Genomic DNA, 14628 nt, shown 5'->3' on the forward strand with positions numbered 1-14628 from the left:
GGCCGCCGGGCGCCGTCAGAGCGCGCGCGCTCTTGCGATCACCCCTCGCCCGGCATTTGGCCGATCAGGGCGAACCAGCCGTCCTCATCGACCACCTCGATCCCGAGCTCTGTGGCCTTCGCCAGTTTCGAACCGGCGCCCGGCCCGGCAACGACGAGATCGGTCTTCTTTGACACCGAGCCGGCGACCTTGGCGCCGAGGCTTTCGGCCATCGCCTTGGCGCCGTCGCGGGTCATCTTTTCCAGCGAGCCTGTGAAGACCACGGTCTTGCCGGCGACCGGCGACGACTTCGCCACCGCGGAGGGCCGTTCGTTGGTGGTGGCAAGGCCCGCCGCGATCAATGCTTGCACGGCCTCGCGATTGTGCTCCTCGCTGAAGAACTGGATCAGCGAGGCGGTGGCAACCGTTCCGATGTCGCTGTCGGCCTTCAGCCGCTCATAGGCCGGCCCGGGCGCCGATTCGAGCGCCGCGCGGATCGCCGAACGCAGACCAGCGGCGTCGCCAAACCGCTCCTTCAATGCCGCCCGCTGGTTCACTTTCAGCCCCAGGGCGTGATCGCGGAACGGATCGAAAGCCGCATCGTCGAGCGCGCTGTCGCCGACAGAGATCAGGGCGTCGAAGGTTGTCTCGCCGACATGCGGCGTGCCTTTCAGCTTGTGCCAAGCCTCGCCGGGCTGCTCGCGGGCTGCCTGATCGATCCCTTCGACAAACGCCGCGACATCATCGAAATGCCGCGCCAGCGCCTTGGCGGAGGCTTCGCCGATATGCCGGATGCCGAGGCCGAAGATAAAGCGGTTGAGCGGCACGGTCCGCCGCGCCTCGATCGCCTCAAGAAGGTTCTCGATCGCCTTCGACGTCTCGGCCTTTTTCGCCGGCTTCTCAGGTTCGGCTTTGCCCTGCAGCCGGCGGCGTTCCTCGGCAACCTGCCGGCGACGCGCCTCGATCGCCGCGCGCAGCGGCTCGAAGGTCAGGCCGAAAATGTCAGCCGGCTGGCGAACCAGCCCGGCGTCGAACAGCGTCTCGATATAGGTCTCGCCAAATCCCTCGATGTCGAAGGCCCCGCGCGAGACGAAATGCTTCAGCCCTTCGCGCCCCTGGGCCGGACAGGTCAATCCGGCGGTGCAGCGGCGCTTGGAATCGGGGCGGCCGGTGCGCGGGTTCATCTCCCGCACCGCCTTGGAACCGCATACCGGGCAATGATCCGGAAAGACGTAGGCCACCGCGCTATCCGGCCGTTTGTCCATCACCACGTCGAGCACCTGGGGGATCACATCACCGGCGCGCTGGACAACGACCGTATCGCCGATGCGGATGTCCCGCCCCTCGCGGATCGGCGCGCCGTCAAAATCGCGGCCGGCGATATAGTCTTCGTTGTGCAGCGTCGCGTTGGAGACGACGACGCCGCCGACCGTCACCGGCTTCAGCTTGGCGACCGGGGTGAGCGCCCCGGTGCGGCCGACCTGAATGTCGATATCCTCCAACAAAGTCGTCGCCTGTTCGGCCGGAAACTTATGCGCGATCGCCCAGCGCGGGCTGCGCGAGACGAAGCCGAGCTGCGCCTGCAGCGCCAGATCGTCGACCTTATAGACCACGCCGTCGATATCGTAGCCGAGATCGGCCCGCTGCTCTTCGACCTCGTGGTAGTGCGCGATCAAGCCCTCGATGGTCTCGAACCGCCGCGTCAGCGGATTGACGGTAAAGCCCATTGTGCCGAGAGCCGTGACGACCGCGGTCTGGGTTTCGCCCGGTAGATCGTCCTCGCTCACCTCGCCCCAGGCATAGGCGAAGAATTTCAGCGGCCGTGAGCGGGTGATGGCCGGATCCTTCTGGCGCAGCGATCCGGCAGCGGCGTTGCGCGGATTGGCGAATTGGCGGATCTTACCCAGCGGCGCCTCATCCGCCTCACTCTCCTGCGCCTCCGACCTCTCCGCTTCCTCGTCATCGCCGGAGGTCGCATCCAGATTGACCGGTTCGACACCCGCCGCCAAACGCTCGTTCAATGCGGCGAAGTCGGCGTGGCTCATATAGACCTCGCCGCGCACCTCGAAGACCGCCGGGCGGATGCCGCTCAGCCGATGGGGGATGTCGTCGATGGTCAGCGCGTTGGCGGTCACATCCTCGCCGACGGCGCCGTCGCCGCGGGTTGCCGCCGAAACCAGCTCGCCATTCTCATAGCGCAGCGACAGCGACAACCCGTCGATCTTCGGCTCGGCGGTCATCGCCAGCAGCGCGTCGTCCTTTAGCTTCAGGAAACGCCGCACCCGCTTGGCAAAGTCCGCGACGTCCTCATCCGAAAAGGCGTTGTCGAGGGAAAGCATCGGGATCGCGTGCTGAACCTTGGCGAATTTCGACGACGGCGCAGAGCCGACCCGCGCCGAGGGCGAGTCGGCGCGCACGAGATCGGGAAAGCGCCGCTCGATGGCGCTGTTGCGCCGGCGCAGCGCGTCATAGGCGGCGTCGGAAATCGTCGGCGCGTCGTTCTCGTGATAGCGGCGATCATGGCTCGCAATTTCGCCCGCGAGCCGCTCTAGCTCCTGTGCCGCCTCTGCTTCGTTCAGATCGTCAACGCCGCGCTCATCGGTCTTCGCCATGGTGTCCGCCATTTCGCTCGTTCGTCTGCCGCCGGCCCCGTCGCCGTCGGATCGCTCGCCTGCCAGGGATGTGGGCCCATTCGCGAAGAAGGCGAGTGGCGCGAAATCCGAGCGGCAACGGGCTTCAGAGCCACTCCAGCTGCGGCAGGTCAAGAGCGAGCAGCCGATCGGCAAGCTTGCGGCGCACAACCGGCAACCGCACGGCCAGCGGCATAACCGTTCGCAGTGCGACGCCGGCAAGAGATGGCGGCTTTGCCAGCAACTCGGTCATCGCTCGCGTCTGCTCGATCACCGTGCGGATCGCCGGCAGGCGCTTCATCTCATATTCCGTCTCGCGCCCCTCGGCGAAGAGATAAGCAAAGGTGGCCGCATCCCAGATACCGAGATTCATGCCGCGTCCGCCGACCGGCGAATGAATATGCGCCGCATCGCCCGCCAGAAAGACGCGCCCGCGCGACATCCGCTCGGCATGGCGAAAAGCAACATGGAAGGTGGACTGCCAGGTGACGGATTCGATCCCCGGCACCGCCGCGATCAAGCGCTCCGGCGAATCATGAAACCCGATCAGCCGACCCGAGCGGGCGTCCATCGGCACAAGCGCGTGGGAGGCATCAGCCGAAGAGCCTATCGCCATAACCAATCGATGCGGATCGATGGGCCGGTCGAAGGTCACGTCGGCAAGCGCGAAGACGCCGGGATACCCCTCGCCGTGCCAGGGTACGCCGAGTTCGGCGCGCACGGTGGAGTGACTGCCGTCGCAGCCAAGAATCGCCTTGGCCTCAACCGTCTCGCCACCCGACAGCCGGGCCACCGGCCGATGGGTTTCGCCAAGCGCCTCCAGGCTGGTATTCCAGGCGACCTGGATCTTCCGGGCGGCAAGCCAATCGATCAACAGCCGTTCGGTCCGGCCCTGCGGCAGTGACAGGATGAAGCGATCGTCGGATCGTCTGCTGCCGAAGTCGAATGAAAAGGCGGAGCGGCCGCCAATGGCGATCGCGGCGCCGCGAATCGGCGTTCCAGCGGACTCCAAATCATTGGCGAGCCCGGAGGATTCGAAAATCCTCAAGGTCTGAGGTAAAATCGCCAGCGCCCGCGACTGATCGGACGGGGTCGGCCCGTCGCCGCGATCGACGATCCGCACCGGTATGCCACGCCGGGTGAGTTCGACTGCCGCCGTCAAGCCCACCGGTCCAGCACCTGCAATCAAAACCAGATCGTCGCGCGCCATCGCTCTTGCCTCCATCTGTCTTAAGGCGAGGATGCCAGGATCGTCCAAAGGAAAGGTTGCCCGTGCCCCCGACGGAGCGGTTCAGCGCTCGGCGCCGATCAACCGTTCGGCGGCTGCCCGCGCCTCCTCGGTCACGCTTTCACCGGCAAGCATGCGGGCGATCTCCTCGCGTCGCCCATCGATGTCGATGGTGGCGACGCGGGTGGCCACCCGATCGTCGGGATCACCGTGGACGCTCGATTTGGAGATCAAGAGATGCGTCGAGGCCCGCGCGGCGACCTGCGGCGCATGGGTCACCGCCAAGACCTGCACCGATCCCGCCAGCCGCACCAACCGGCGGCCGATGGCGTCCGCAACCGCCCCGCCAACGCCGGTATCGATCTCGTCGAACACCAGGGTCGGCGCCGAGCCACGATCGGCGAGCGCCACCTTCAGCGCCAGCAGGAAGCGGGACAGCTCGCCGCCCGAGGCAACCTTCATCATCGGCCCGGCCCGCGTGCCCGGATTGGTGCGAACGTGAAACTCCACCGTATCGATCCCGGCAGCATCGCGGCGCTCGGGATGGGTCTCGATCACCGCCATGAAACTGGCGCGTTCGAGCTTGAGGTCGGGCAACTCCGCCATCACCGCCGCTTCCAGCATTCGCGCCGTGCGGGTGCGCTTCTCGGATAGTTCCGTAGCGGCAGAATCGAACCGGGCACGCTTGTCCTCCACCTCCCGCTCCAACGCGTGCAGGCGCTCTTCGCCGGCATCGAGATCGGCAAGATCGCCGATCATCTTGGCGGTCAGTTCCGGCAGGTCGTCAACGGCAACGTTGAACTTGCGACCGGCGGCGCGCAAAGCGAACAACCGCTCCTCGGTCGCCTCCAGCGCGCGCGGATCAAACTCCAGCGCGCGCAAAGCGCTCTCCAGCTCGCTTTGCGCATCGGACAAAGCATCAAGGGCCGCATCGAGCCGATCGATCGCCGTATCGAGCAGGCCGGGCAGTTCGTCGCGCTTGCGGTCGAGCCGCTTCAAGAGATTGGCAAGGCCAGGGATCGGCGACGTCGGTCCCGACAGCTCTTCATTGGCATCGTTGACGTCGGTGGCGATCTTTTCCGAGCGCATCATCACCTGACGACGCTCGGCCAGTTCCTCCTCCTCGCCGGCGATCGGCTGCAGCTCGGAGAGTTCCTCGACCGCGCTGCGCAGGAAATCGGCCTCGCGGGCCGCCGCCTCGACCTTCTCGCGATGCTGGGTCAAGGCCTCGCGGCAGGCGCGCCATTCGCCGAAAAGCCGCGCCACCGCCAAAGCTTCCGGTTCGAGCGCGCCGAATTCGTCGAGGAGGCTGCGATGACTGTCGGTATCGACCAACGCCCGGTCATCATGCTGGCCGTGGATCTCAACCAGCGCCAGACCGATCTCACGCATCAGGCCGACGCTGGCCGGGCGGTCGTTGACGAAGGCACGGGTACGCCCGTCGGCGGTCTGCACCCGCCGCAAAACGACGTCACCATCATCGTCGAAGCCGTTGTCGGCGAGCACCCTGCGGGCGGGATGCGCGGCGGCGACGTCGAAGGCGGCGGTAACCTCGCCCTGCTTGGCGCCATGGCGAACCAGCGAACCGTCGCCACGCCCGCCGAGCGCCAGCGACAACGAATCGAGCAGGATCGACTTTCCCGCGCCGGTCTCGCCGGTCAACACCGAGAGCCCCGCCCCAAGTGTCAGGTCGAGGCGCTCGATCAGTACGATATCCCGAATCGAAAGATGGACCAGCATGTCCGAATCGTGAGTGAGGGCGAAGGGTGGCGCAGGCTATGTTGGTCGCGCGCCGCCGTTTCGCAACCCGGCTTCGTCTCCAACGACTGTTGGCATGCCCGGCCCGACATGAAAAGAGCGGCGCCTGCCGCGCCGCTCCGCAAGACGATCAGCGAGGCCGCCCCCCTTAAGAGGCGCCGACGATCTTCTTGGCCGCCTGAGCGAACCAGGAACCGTCCGCGCCCTGCTGCGGCGACAGTCCATGGCCCTTCAACAGGCTGTAGGCATTCTGATACCAGGGCGAATCAGGGAAGTTCTGGCCAAGCACTGACGCCGAAGCCTGCGCCTCGCGGATCAAACCCATGGCGTAATAGGATTCGGTCAATCGGAAGAGCGCTTCCTCGACCTGCCGCGTATCCGGATAAACGTCGACGACGTTCTTGAAACGGTTGATCGCGGCGAGATAGTCGTTGCGCTCCAGATAATAGCGGCCGACCAGCATCTCCTTGCCGGCGAGCTGATCGCGGGCGATCCGCAGCTTCGACTTGGCGTCGGAGGCATAAGCGGTGTCTGGGAAGCGCTCCATCAGCGCGCGCATTGCCTGGGCCGTATAAGCGGCCTGCTTCTGGTCGCGGGTCACGTCCGGGATCTGGCGGTAATGCGACAGGCCGATGATGTATTCGGCGTAGGCGGCATCCTCGGAGCCCGGATAGAGCGAGACATAGCGCTTGGCCGCCGACGTCGCATCGTCGTAATTGCCGCTGCGATAGCTGGTGAAAGCCTCCATGATGAGCGCCTTGCGGGCCCATTCGGTGTAGGGATGCTGGCGATCAATCGCCTCGAACTTCTTCGAGGCTTCGCTGAGGCGGCCGGCCTGCAGATTGGCAAGACCCTGATTGTAAAGCACGTCTGGCGGATCGGTCTCGGCTGCAAGGGCGAGGACGTTGACGTCGTTGTCACCGCCCGACATGCAGCCGCCGAGGCCCATCGTCGCGCCGAGAACCATAGCAGACACTGCAGCGCGCTGGATCCATTGGACCGGTCTGGCCGAAAGCTTGCTCGCTTCGTTCATATCTCGCGGATCCCCTACCCCACTCTCAAGCGTTCACCGGCATCCTTATGCGTCAGTGGCGGCTGGAACAATGGCGAAGCCTCAGTAAGGTGCCTTTTTTATGGCCCAAACCCTGAAACCCTTCGTTCAAAAGACCTTCGTCTTCAGAATTGTGGTCAAGCGTGATGATGATCCGCGGTCGAAAGCCGGCCGAAAACCGCCATGCGCACCCACCACGCATTCCGCAATGCCGTATCGGAATACAAGAGACGCTTGGAAAGATGACCGATTGTCGGCGGCGACGCGGCCGCCATGGACCGACGCACGCGCGCGCAGATCAGAGAACCTGGGGACCGTAAGCGGGCGCCGCCACCGCAACCAGCGGCGCATGACGAACCGGATCGACCCGGCGCGACGGCATCTCGACGATCTCATAGGCCTTGCGGTCGGCCAAAAGCGCCTGCAGGGCCAAGGCGTTCAAGCGATGGCCGCCGCGATAGGACCGATAGCAGCCCAGGATACGCACACCGGCAAGCGCCTGATCGCCCACCGCGTCTAGGGCCTTGTGGCGGACAAACTCATCCTCGAAGTGCAGGCCCTCGGGATTGACCACCTGACCATCGTCGGCCAACACAACCGAATTCTGCAGCGAGGAACCGAGCGCGTAGCCGGCAGCCCAAAGCCGCTCGACATCGGCCATAAAGCCGAAGGTGCGGGCGCGGGACAGATCCTTGGTGAAACGGGCCGCCGTCAGATCGGCGCGATAAATCTGGCGCCCGATCGCGGCATTGGCGAAATCGATCTCGATCTCGAACCGCGTGCCGGCATAGGGCCGATACTCGGCCCGGGCTTCCTTCATCTCGACCGACACCGGTTTCAGCACCCGCAGATAGCGGCGCTTGGCGACCTGGCTGACCACGCCGGCGAGGTTGATTGCGGCGACATATTCGGCGGCGCAGCCGTCGAGAATCGGCGTTTCCTTGGCGTCGATACGGACCACGACATTGTCGACGCCCATAGCGTAAAGCGCCGCCATCAGATGCTCGATGGTCGACACATAGGCGCCGTTCATGTCGCCGACGACGGTCGACAGATCGGTCAGAACGGAACGGGCGGAGAGCGCCGGGATCTCATGAACGAGACCGTCGGATTCGATCAGATGAAAAACCACCCCAGTGTCGGGCTCGGCCGGCAACAACGCAAGCTGGACCGGCAAACCGCTGTGAACACCCACCCCTTCGAAATTAATCCGGGATGCGAGTGTCTGCTGAAACATCAACACGTCAGAATAACCTTTCCCGCAGGCGACCGCCGGCAACGCCCCCCTTTGCCGGCTTTCACACACACACACACACACACAGACAAAACAGTCTGATCAATGATTGCCGTCCCAAGGCGAAGGCCCGGTGACCCTTCGTTATTGAACTCGTAGGTAAATCGGACGCTCCAATCGGCAAAATCACGCTTTCTTACCCCGTGTTAAACACGGTTCGTGATACCGATTCAGGACTTTAATGATTTCAATACCTTAAACAAAAATGCCCGCCGGATTTCCCGGCGGGCATTGTCGCTCCTTAGCAACAATCGTGCCCTATCAGTTGGCTTGACGCCGCAGGAAGGCCGGAATTTCCAGTTGATCCTCTTCGCTCGCCTGGCGCGAAACGGTCGCCGGACGGGCCGCCGATTCCGCTGCGGCGCGGCGCGGCGCATAGGGATTCGGCTCGACATGCGGGCGCCGCGCGGCCGGCTCAGCGGCCAGCTGCTCTTCGTCTTCGCGCCGCGACAAGCCAGTCGTCAGGCGTCGCAGCAAGCCCATGGCACCGCGCTCGTCTCCAGCCTGGTCGCTGCCAGCGGCACGGTTTTCCAGTTCGCTCCGCACGACCGGCGGGAAGTCCGACACCCGCGGCATGCGGGCCGGCTGCACCGGCTCCATCTCGGCCTCGGCGCTCGACACCGGACGGCGGGCTGGCTGTTGCGGCGTGACCTGGGCGATCTCGGCGGCCAGGGCGACCGTGAAGTCATCCTCCAACTCGCTGTCGTCGCCCGCCGGCTCTTCGACCGGAGCAGACATGACCGCGGCGGGCTGCAGCGCCGGCGTCGGAGCCGGCAGCGGCACCGCGCGGGGCTGGCTGGCAAAGCTCGGCTGAGCCGCCGTCATCGTTGGACGGGTCGCGACCTCGGCCTCGGTCTTGTCGATGCCCGTCGCAACAACCGACACCCGGATGACGCCTTCGAGGTTCTCGTCAAAGGTCGCGCCGAGGATGATGTTGGCATCCTGGTCGACCTCTTCGCGAATGCGGGTCGCCGCCTCGTCCACCTCGAACAGGGTGAGGTCACGGCCGCCGGTGATCGAGATGAGCAGGCCCTTGGCGCCCTTCATCGAGGTCTCGTCGAGCAGCGGGTTGGCGATCGCCGCTTCCGCGGCGGCCATCGCCCGGCCTTCGCCGGAGGCTTCGCCGGTGCCCATCATCGCCTTACCCATCTCGCGCATCACGGAGCGAACATCGGCAAAGTCGAGGTTGATCAGGCCCTCTTTGACCATCAGGTCGGTGATGCAGGCGACGCCCGAATAGAGCACCTGGTCAGCCATCGCAAAGGCGTCGGCGAAGGTGGTCTTGTCGTTGGCGATGCGGAAGAGATTCTGGTTCGGAATGACGATCAGCGTGTCGACATTCTTCTGCAGCTCCTCGATGCCCTGCTCGGCGATCCGCAGCCGGCGCTGGCCTTCGAAGTGGAACGGCTTGGTGACGACACCGACGGTCAGAATGCCCTTCTCACGGGCCGCCCGGGCGACGACCGGCGCCGCACCCGTGCCGGTGCCGCCGCCCATGCCGGCGGTGACGAAGCACATGTGCGAGCCGAGCAGGTGATCGCAGATTTCGTCGATCGATTCTTCCGCGGCGGCGCGGCCGACCTCAGGCTGCGAACCGGCACCGAGACCCTCGGTCACCGCTACACCCATCTGAATGATCCGTTCGGCACGCGACGAGCGCAGCGCCTGCGCGTCCGTGTTGGCAATCACGAAGTCGACGCCTTCGAGACCGGCGCTGATCATGTTGTTGACGGCGTTGCAGCCACCGCCACCGACGCCGAAGACCGTGATGCGGGGCTTCAGTTCGGTGATGTCCGGCTTCTTCAAGGTGATGCTCATGCCCTCTATTCCTCTTTCAAACTCGCAAAGGCCGTTTCGCCGCGCGACCGTTCGTTCCCAGTTGTTGCGGCGCGCGGCGCGCACCGTCTTTCGGTTCCGGCGCCGCAACCGCGCGGCGCCCAAAGCTTCAAAGGCTCCTGCGTAGCCAAGAGCCGACTCGGCCTCCCTCCATGGCCTTTTCGAACACCTTGACGGCGCTCGAACGCTCCGAGACGTATTCCCGATGAGCAACCTGCGGGTAGATCAGCAGCCCGACGGATGTCGAAAAGCCCGGCCCTTTGCTGGACGGGTTCAGACCGGTAACACCGAGGGGTCGCCCGAGCCTTACGTTGCGCTGCAGAACCGTGCGCGCGGTCTCGGCGAGACCGGCGAGTTGGCTGGCACCGCCGGTCAGGATCACCCGTTTGCCAATGACGTGACCGAGTCCCGAGGCATTCAGCCGGTCGCGCACCAGTTCGAACGTTTCTTCGACACGCGGGCGGATGATCTTGGTGACCAGCGAGCGCTTGACCTGGATCGGGCTCGCCTCGCCGCTCTCGCCCAGCGGCGCCACCGCAAGCGGCTCGCCGGTGTCGTCGAGAAGCTCGGCCAAGGTGCTGCCGTGCATGACCTTGATTCGCTCGGCATCGGCCGGGCTGATCGACAGGCCGCGCGCGAGGTCCATGGTGACGTTGGCACCGCCGATAGCGATCTGGTCGGCATAAACGAAACGGCCGTTCTGGAAGATCGCGATGGTCGTCGCACCGCTGCCCATGTCGATGCAGGCCGAGCCCATCGCCGCCTCGTCCTCGACCATGGTCGAAAGCGCGCTGGCATAAGGCGTCGCAACGAAGGCTTCGACCACCAGCTGGGCGCGGTTGATCGCCGCTTCCAGATTGCGCAGCGCCGCGATCTCGGCGGTCAGGACGTGCAAATTGGCGGAGAGCGCGTGGCCGGTCATGCCGACCGGATGTTCAAGACCCAACTCGTCGTCGAGCTGAATGTCGTAGACCGTCGAATGCAGAGCGACACGCCCGTCATCGACGGGAATCTTGGCAGCGCTCTCGATGACCCGCGACAGGTCGGCCTGGGAGACTTCACCCACCACTTCCGTGCTGGCCCGGCGCCGCATGCTCTTCAGCCGGCCGGCCGTGACCGAGACGATCAGCGATTCCACCGAAAGCCCGGCCATCCGCTCAGCCGCATCGACGCACTGACGGATCGCCTGCTCGGCCGCCGCGATATCGACGACCGCGCCGGACTTGATGCCGCGCGAGCGGTGGTGGCCGACGCCGATCACCTCGATCGTGTGAGTGCGGTCGGGCAGCATTTCGCCCGCCACCCGCGGCCGCAGCCGGGCGATGAGGCAGGAAATCTTCTCCGACCCGACATCGAGCACGGAAATCACGCGCGAGCGGCGAGCAGACAGCCCCTTGACCCTGGGAAGGTCCGACTTGCCGAGACTCAACAGACTCATACCGGCTTTTCCTTGCGAAGGCGCTTGAGCAGCTTGTCGCGCTCAGCCAGACGTTCGTTGCGCCGCTTCACAGCGCCGGGTGTCAGCCGCACCACGACACGATCGCTGAGCCGCACGTCGACGACGCTGATGTCGCGTTCAAGCAAAGTGTAACGGCGATCCATGTCGACGACCTCGGTCAAAGCATCGATCGGCTTCACCTCGGGAAGCTCGATCTTGACGCCGTTCTTGAGCTCCAGGTCCCAACGACGAGCGCCGACTCGAACGTAGGCGGCCACCCTTGCGCGAAGCTCAGGAAAGCTTTCCATATCGTCGACAATGCTGGTTGCGGCGGCCGCCGCATCGTCGCCGACGATTACCGGCAGGTTGTCGAAGCGCCCCGGCGTGTAGGGCACGATCTTCTTGCCCTCGCGATTGACGACAAAGAAGGAATCACCGGTCTGCCAGACGGCGTAGGGGTGATGTTCCTCGACCTTGATATCCACCCGATCAGGGAAGATCTTCGACACCGAAGCCCGATCGATCCACGGCATTGCCTCGAGCGCTTCGCGGGCTTTCGTCGGGTCGAGCGAGAGCAAGGTCTGCGACCCGGTCTGCCAGAGGGTCTGCAAGACGTCGATCTCCGACGTCTCGCTGTTGCCGTGGACCCCCACCTGGTCGATACCGAAACCGAGCGGCTGGCCGAAATCGTCGAGCAGTTCGTTGGTGTGCCCGCCATATGCAATGCCGTAAGCGACCGAACCTGCGATCACCACGGTGGCGATCATGCCGAAACGCGGCAGCGAAGCCTCGGACAGGCGCGCGGCCACCCCCTCGATCCGGCGCGTGGCGCGCACGATAAAGAGGTTCAGTCGGCCCGGCGCGAGGTCGAATCCATCGCGCATGTTGCGTTTCATCGCGCGCACGAGGCGTCCTCCACCATCCAGACGATCAGCTCCTGGAAGCTATGGCCGGCCGCGCGGGCAATATCCGGCACCAGCGAGGTCGGCGTCATGCCGGGCTGGGTGTTGACCTCCAGCCAGACCAGCTCACCGCCCTCGCCGAAGCGGTCGTCGTAGCGAAAGTCGGACCGGGTAACACCGCGGCAGCCCATGGCGCGATGCGCGGCAAGCGCGTGTTCCTGAACCCGGCGGATGACCGATTTCGGGATCTCGGCGGGCACCACATGGCGCGAACCGCCCGGCAGATATTTCGAATCGTAATCGTAAAAGGCATGGCCTTCGGGCACGATCTCGCAAACATCGAGCGCAACATTGCCCATCACCGCGCAGGTCAGCTCGCGGCCATGGACATAACGTTCGACCATGACAATGTCGCCATAGGGCCAATCGGCGGAATAAAGCTCCTGCGGCGGCTTCGATTGATCCTCGCGAACGATCAGAACGCCGAAGCTGGAGCCCTCGGCCACTGGCTTGATGACGTAGGGCGGCGACATGACATGAGTCGGCGCCGCGTCGAGCCGATGCAGGACGCGCGCTTCGGCCACCGGCACGCCGGCCGCCTTGGCAACGATCTTCGCCCGTTGTTTGTGCATCGCCAGAGCCGACGCCAGCACGCCGGAATGCGTGTAGGGGATCTGCAGATATTCGAGGATGCCCTGGATGGTTCCGTCCTCGCCAAACGGTCCATGCAGCGCGTTGAACGCGACGTCGGGCGCGACCTCGACCAGCCGCGCGGCGACATTGCGATCGACATCCAGCCGCGTGACGGCATAGCCGGCGGCTTCGAGCGCATCCGCGCAGGCATTCCCCGAGGAGAGACTCACCGGCCGCTCCGACGAGAACCCGCCCATCAAAACCGCTACATGCTTGGCCATCAAACCTGCCACCAAAAAACAACAGTGGATTTGATTCAATCTTTTGCCGACCGATGGTTAAGCGGCGGTTAATCAACTGTGACCAACGCAAGAATTTTGAAAGGGTCGGCAGAATTGCCGGCAAACGAACCTGTTTCGCCGCCCTGCGGTCGTCGCGGCAAAGCAGCTGGCGCGCGCCGGTCTGTCTGCCGGCATGCCTCAAAGCGACAACACGTGATCAGAGCTTTCCACCTTTTTCTTCATTCAGAATTTCAGGACATTCTTCCAGTGCATTGATTTTCTGATCCGGCCCTGACTGCCTGGCGTACGCCGCGAAATTGCGGTCTCGGTTCGGCAGACGGACACCAGCCGGCGATGACGCGCGGGCGCACAAGACACCATTGGAGCAGTCGTCACGCGCGATTGCGCGCCTATCCTACCGCCAATCGAACCATCTGCCTCAGCGAAAGGCGCGACTCTCATGCTGACCGTCCACAACCTCGCATTCTCGCGCGCGATGCGCGTCGCCTGGCTGCTGGAGGAACTTGCCGTTCCGTATAAGGTGAAGACATATGCGCGCACCGACGCCTATCGCGCGCCGGCGGCGCTCAAGGCGATCCACCCGCTTGGCAAGTCGCCGGTCATCCAGGACGGCGATCTGACCCTCGGCGAGTCGGCGGCGATCTTGCGCTATATCGACCGGCATTACGGCGACGGCCGCTTCTCGCCCGCAGCCGGCAGCCATGATGCGGCGCATCACGACGAATGGCTCGACTATGCGGAGGGAACCCTGGCCCGGCCGATCGCGGCGGGCTTTTGGGCGAGGAAGAACGGCACCAAACCAGACACGCGGACCCGAGAAGAGCTCGCGACCCATTTCGGCTATCTCACCGACACGCTCAGCGCGCGGCCGTTTCTGCTGGGTGGGCAACTCACGCTCGCCGACATCCAGCTCTCCTATCTTCTGGCGATGGCGGAGCGCTCCGACCTCCTCGGCGACTGGCCGGTCATCCAGGCCTACTGGCAGCATCTGAAGGCCGTTCCCGCATTGACGCGGGCGATCGGAAAGACCGGGCCGATCATGCCGGATCCACTCTGACCTGGCAAAGTTTCGCCGCGCTTCAGCCGGCAGTGCGGCCTGCCCGGCGAAGACCGTGGGCGATCAGGCGGTCGACGACCTCGGCATAGGGAATGCCGCTCGCCGCCATCACCTTGGCGTACATGCTGATATCGGTGAAGCCGGGGATGGTGTTGACCTCGTTGACGAGGATCCGGCCGTCTTCGGTCAGGAAGAAGTCGACCCGCGCCATGCCGTCGCAGCCGAGAGCGCGAAAGGCCGTGGCGGAAGCTTCGCGCAGCGCCGCCTCGATCCCGTCCGGCAGCACAGCTGGCACGATCAGTGCCGCGCCAGTTTCATCGATATATTTGGCATTGTAGCTGTAAAAACCATGGAGCGCCGCCGGCACGATCTCACCCGGCCGTGAAACGACTAATACCAACGTGCGTGAAGCCTGACTCGCGAGGGATTTCCAAGGCGAGGAAAGTCTGAATCATTGATGGCAAACGGAGGTTTGCCATGGCGATACCGATCCCGCTGAGAACAGACTTCGACGGACCAA

10 protein-coding genes and 1 pseudogene are annotated in these 14628 nt (G+C 64.6%); 1 reads left to right on the forward strand and 10 read right to left on the reverse strand.

Annotation, left to right across the window (positions count from 1 at the left end; all coding sequences use genetic code 11):
* Nucleotides 1-38 precede the first annotated feature (38 nt).
* The 9 genes from ligA to J1C48_RS14755 all read right to left on the reverse strand — a co-directional run bounded on the left by ligA (nt 39) and on the right by J1C48_RS14755 (nt 13033).
* Nucleotides 39-2591, reverse strand: coding sequence for an NAD-dependent DNA ligase LigA (ligA, locus tag J1C48_RS14715; protein ID WP_207258753.1), 2553 nt, complete (start codon nt 2589-2591; stop codon nt 39-41).
* 124 nt (nt 2592-2715) lie between these two features.
* Nucleotides 2716-3819 carry an FAD-dependent oxidoreductase gene (locus J1C48_RS14720; RefSeq protein WP_207258754.1) on the reverse strand — a complete coding sequence of 368 codons (1104 nt, stop codon included), beginning with the start codon at nt 3817-3819 and terminating at the stop codon, nt 2716-2718.
* An 81-nt stretch (nt 3820-3900) separates the two neighbouring features.
* Entirely contained in the window at nt 3901-5577 is a 1677-nt protein-coding gene (recN, locus tag J1C48_RS14725) for a DNA repair protein RecN (RefSeq protein ID WP_207258755.1), read from the reverse strand.
* A 166-nt stretch (nt 5578-5743) separates the two neighbouring features.
* Entirely contained in the window at nt 5744-6562 is an 819-nt protein-coding gene (locus J1C48_RS14730; RefSeq protein ID WP_425523511.1) for an outer membrane protein assembly factor BamD, read from the reverse strand.
* 382 nt (nt 6563-6944) lie between these two features.
* A complete protein-coding gene (gene lpxC, locus J1C48_RS14735; RefSeq protein ID WP_207258770.1) occupies nt 6945-7883 on the reverse strand; it encodes a UDP-3-O-acyl-N-acetylglucosamine deacetylase in 939 nt (312 codons plus the stop codon).
* A 318-nt stretch (nt 7884-8201) separates the two neighbouring features.
* Nucleotides 8202-9758, reverse strand: coding sequence for a cell division protein FtsZ (ftsZ, locus tag J1C48_RS14740; protein WP_207258757.1), 1557 nt, complete (start codon nt 9756-9758; stop codon nt 8202-8204).
* Nucleotides 9759-9885: 127 nt separating this feature from the next.
* Nucleotides 9886-11214, reverse strand: a complete 1329-nt coding sequence (gene ftsA / locus J1C48_RS14745) for a cell division protein FtsA (RefSeq protein ID WP_207258758.1) — start codon at nt 11212-11214, stop codon at nt 9886-9888.
* Nucleotides 11211-12098: a cell division protein FtsQ/DivIB gene (locus tag J1C48_RS14750; protein WP_207258759.1), complete on the reverse strand. Its 888-nt coding sequence runs from the start codon at nt 12096-12098 to the stop codon at nt 11211-11213. The genes ftsA and J1C48_RS14750 overlap by 4 nt, the downstream gene beginning before the upstream one ends.
* 8 nt (nt 12099-12106) lie before the next feature.
* Nucleotides 12107-13033, reverse strand: coding sequence for a D-alanine--D-alanine ligase (locus J1C48_RS14755; RefSeq protein ID WP_207258771.1), 927 nt, complete (start codon nt 13031-13033; stop codon nt 12107-12109).
* Nucleotides 13034-13490: 457 nt separating this feature from the next.
* Here J1C48_RS14755 and J1C48_RS14760 point away from each other — a divergent pair, with 457 nt between their 5' ends.
* A complete protein-coding gene (locus tag J1C48_RS14760) occupies nt 13491-14108 on the forward strand; it encodes a glutathione S-transferase family protein (protein ID WP_207258760.1) in 618 nt (205 codons plus the stop codon).
* Between the two features lie 22 nt (nt 14109-14130).
* Here J1C48_RS14760 and J1C48_RS14765 read toward each other — a convergent pair.
* Nucleotides 14131-14502: pseudogene (locus J1C48_RS14765) on the reverse strand (D-alanine--D-alanine ligase A); the annotation flags it as partial.
* Between the last annotated feature and the right edge of the window lie 126 nt (nt 14503-14628).

The sequence above is a fragment of the Jiella flava genome (assembly GCF_017349315.1).
GTDB lineage: Bacteria > Pseudomonadota > Alphaproteobacteria > Rhizobiales > Rhizobiaceae > Jiella > Jiella flava.

What these genes read in the sequence shown, in the direction of transcription:
- recN (WP_207258755.1), bottom strand. Translation starts at nt 5,577, where the DNA reads ATGCTGGTCCATCTTTCGATTCGGGATATCGTACTGATCGAGCGCCTC.
- ligA (WP_207258753.1), bottom strand. Translation starts at nt 2,591, where the DNA reads ATGGCGAAGACCGATGAGCGCGGCGTTGACGATCTGAACGAAGCAGAG.
- ftsZ (WP_207258757.1), bottom strand. Translation starts at nt 9,758, where the DNA reads ATGAGCATCACCTTGAAGAAGCCGGACATCACCGAACTGAAGCCCCGC.
- J1C48_RS14720 (WP_207258754.1), bottom strand. Translation starts at nt 3,819, where the DNA reads ATGGCGCGCGACGATCTGGTTTTGATTGCAGGTGCTGGACCGGTGGGC.
- ftsA (WP_207258758.1), bottom strand. Translation starts at nt 11,214, where the DNA reads ATGAGTCTGTTGAGTCTCGGCAAGTCGGACCTTCCCAGGGTCAAGGGG.
- J1C48_RS14760 (WP_207258760.1), top strand. Translation starts at nt 13,491, where the DNA reads ATGCTGACCGTCCACAACCTCGCATTCTCGCGCGCGATGCGCGTCGCC.
- lpxC (WP_207258770.1), bottom strand. Translation starts at nt 7,883, where the DNA reads ATGTTTCAGCAGACACTCGCATCCCGGATTAATTTCGAAGGGGTGGGT.
- J1C48_RS14730 (WP_425523511.1), bottom strand. Translation starts at nt 6,562, where the DNA reads ATGGTTCTCGGCGCGACGATGGGCCTCGGCGGCTGCATGTCGGGCGGT.
- J1C48_RS14750 (WP_207258759.1), bottom strand. Translation starts at nt 12,098, where the DNA reads ATGCGCGATGGATTCGACCTCGCGCCGGGCCGACTGAACCTCTTTATC.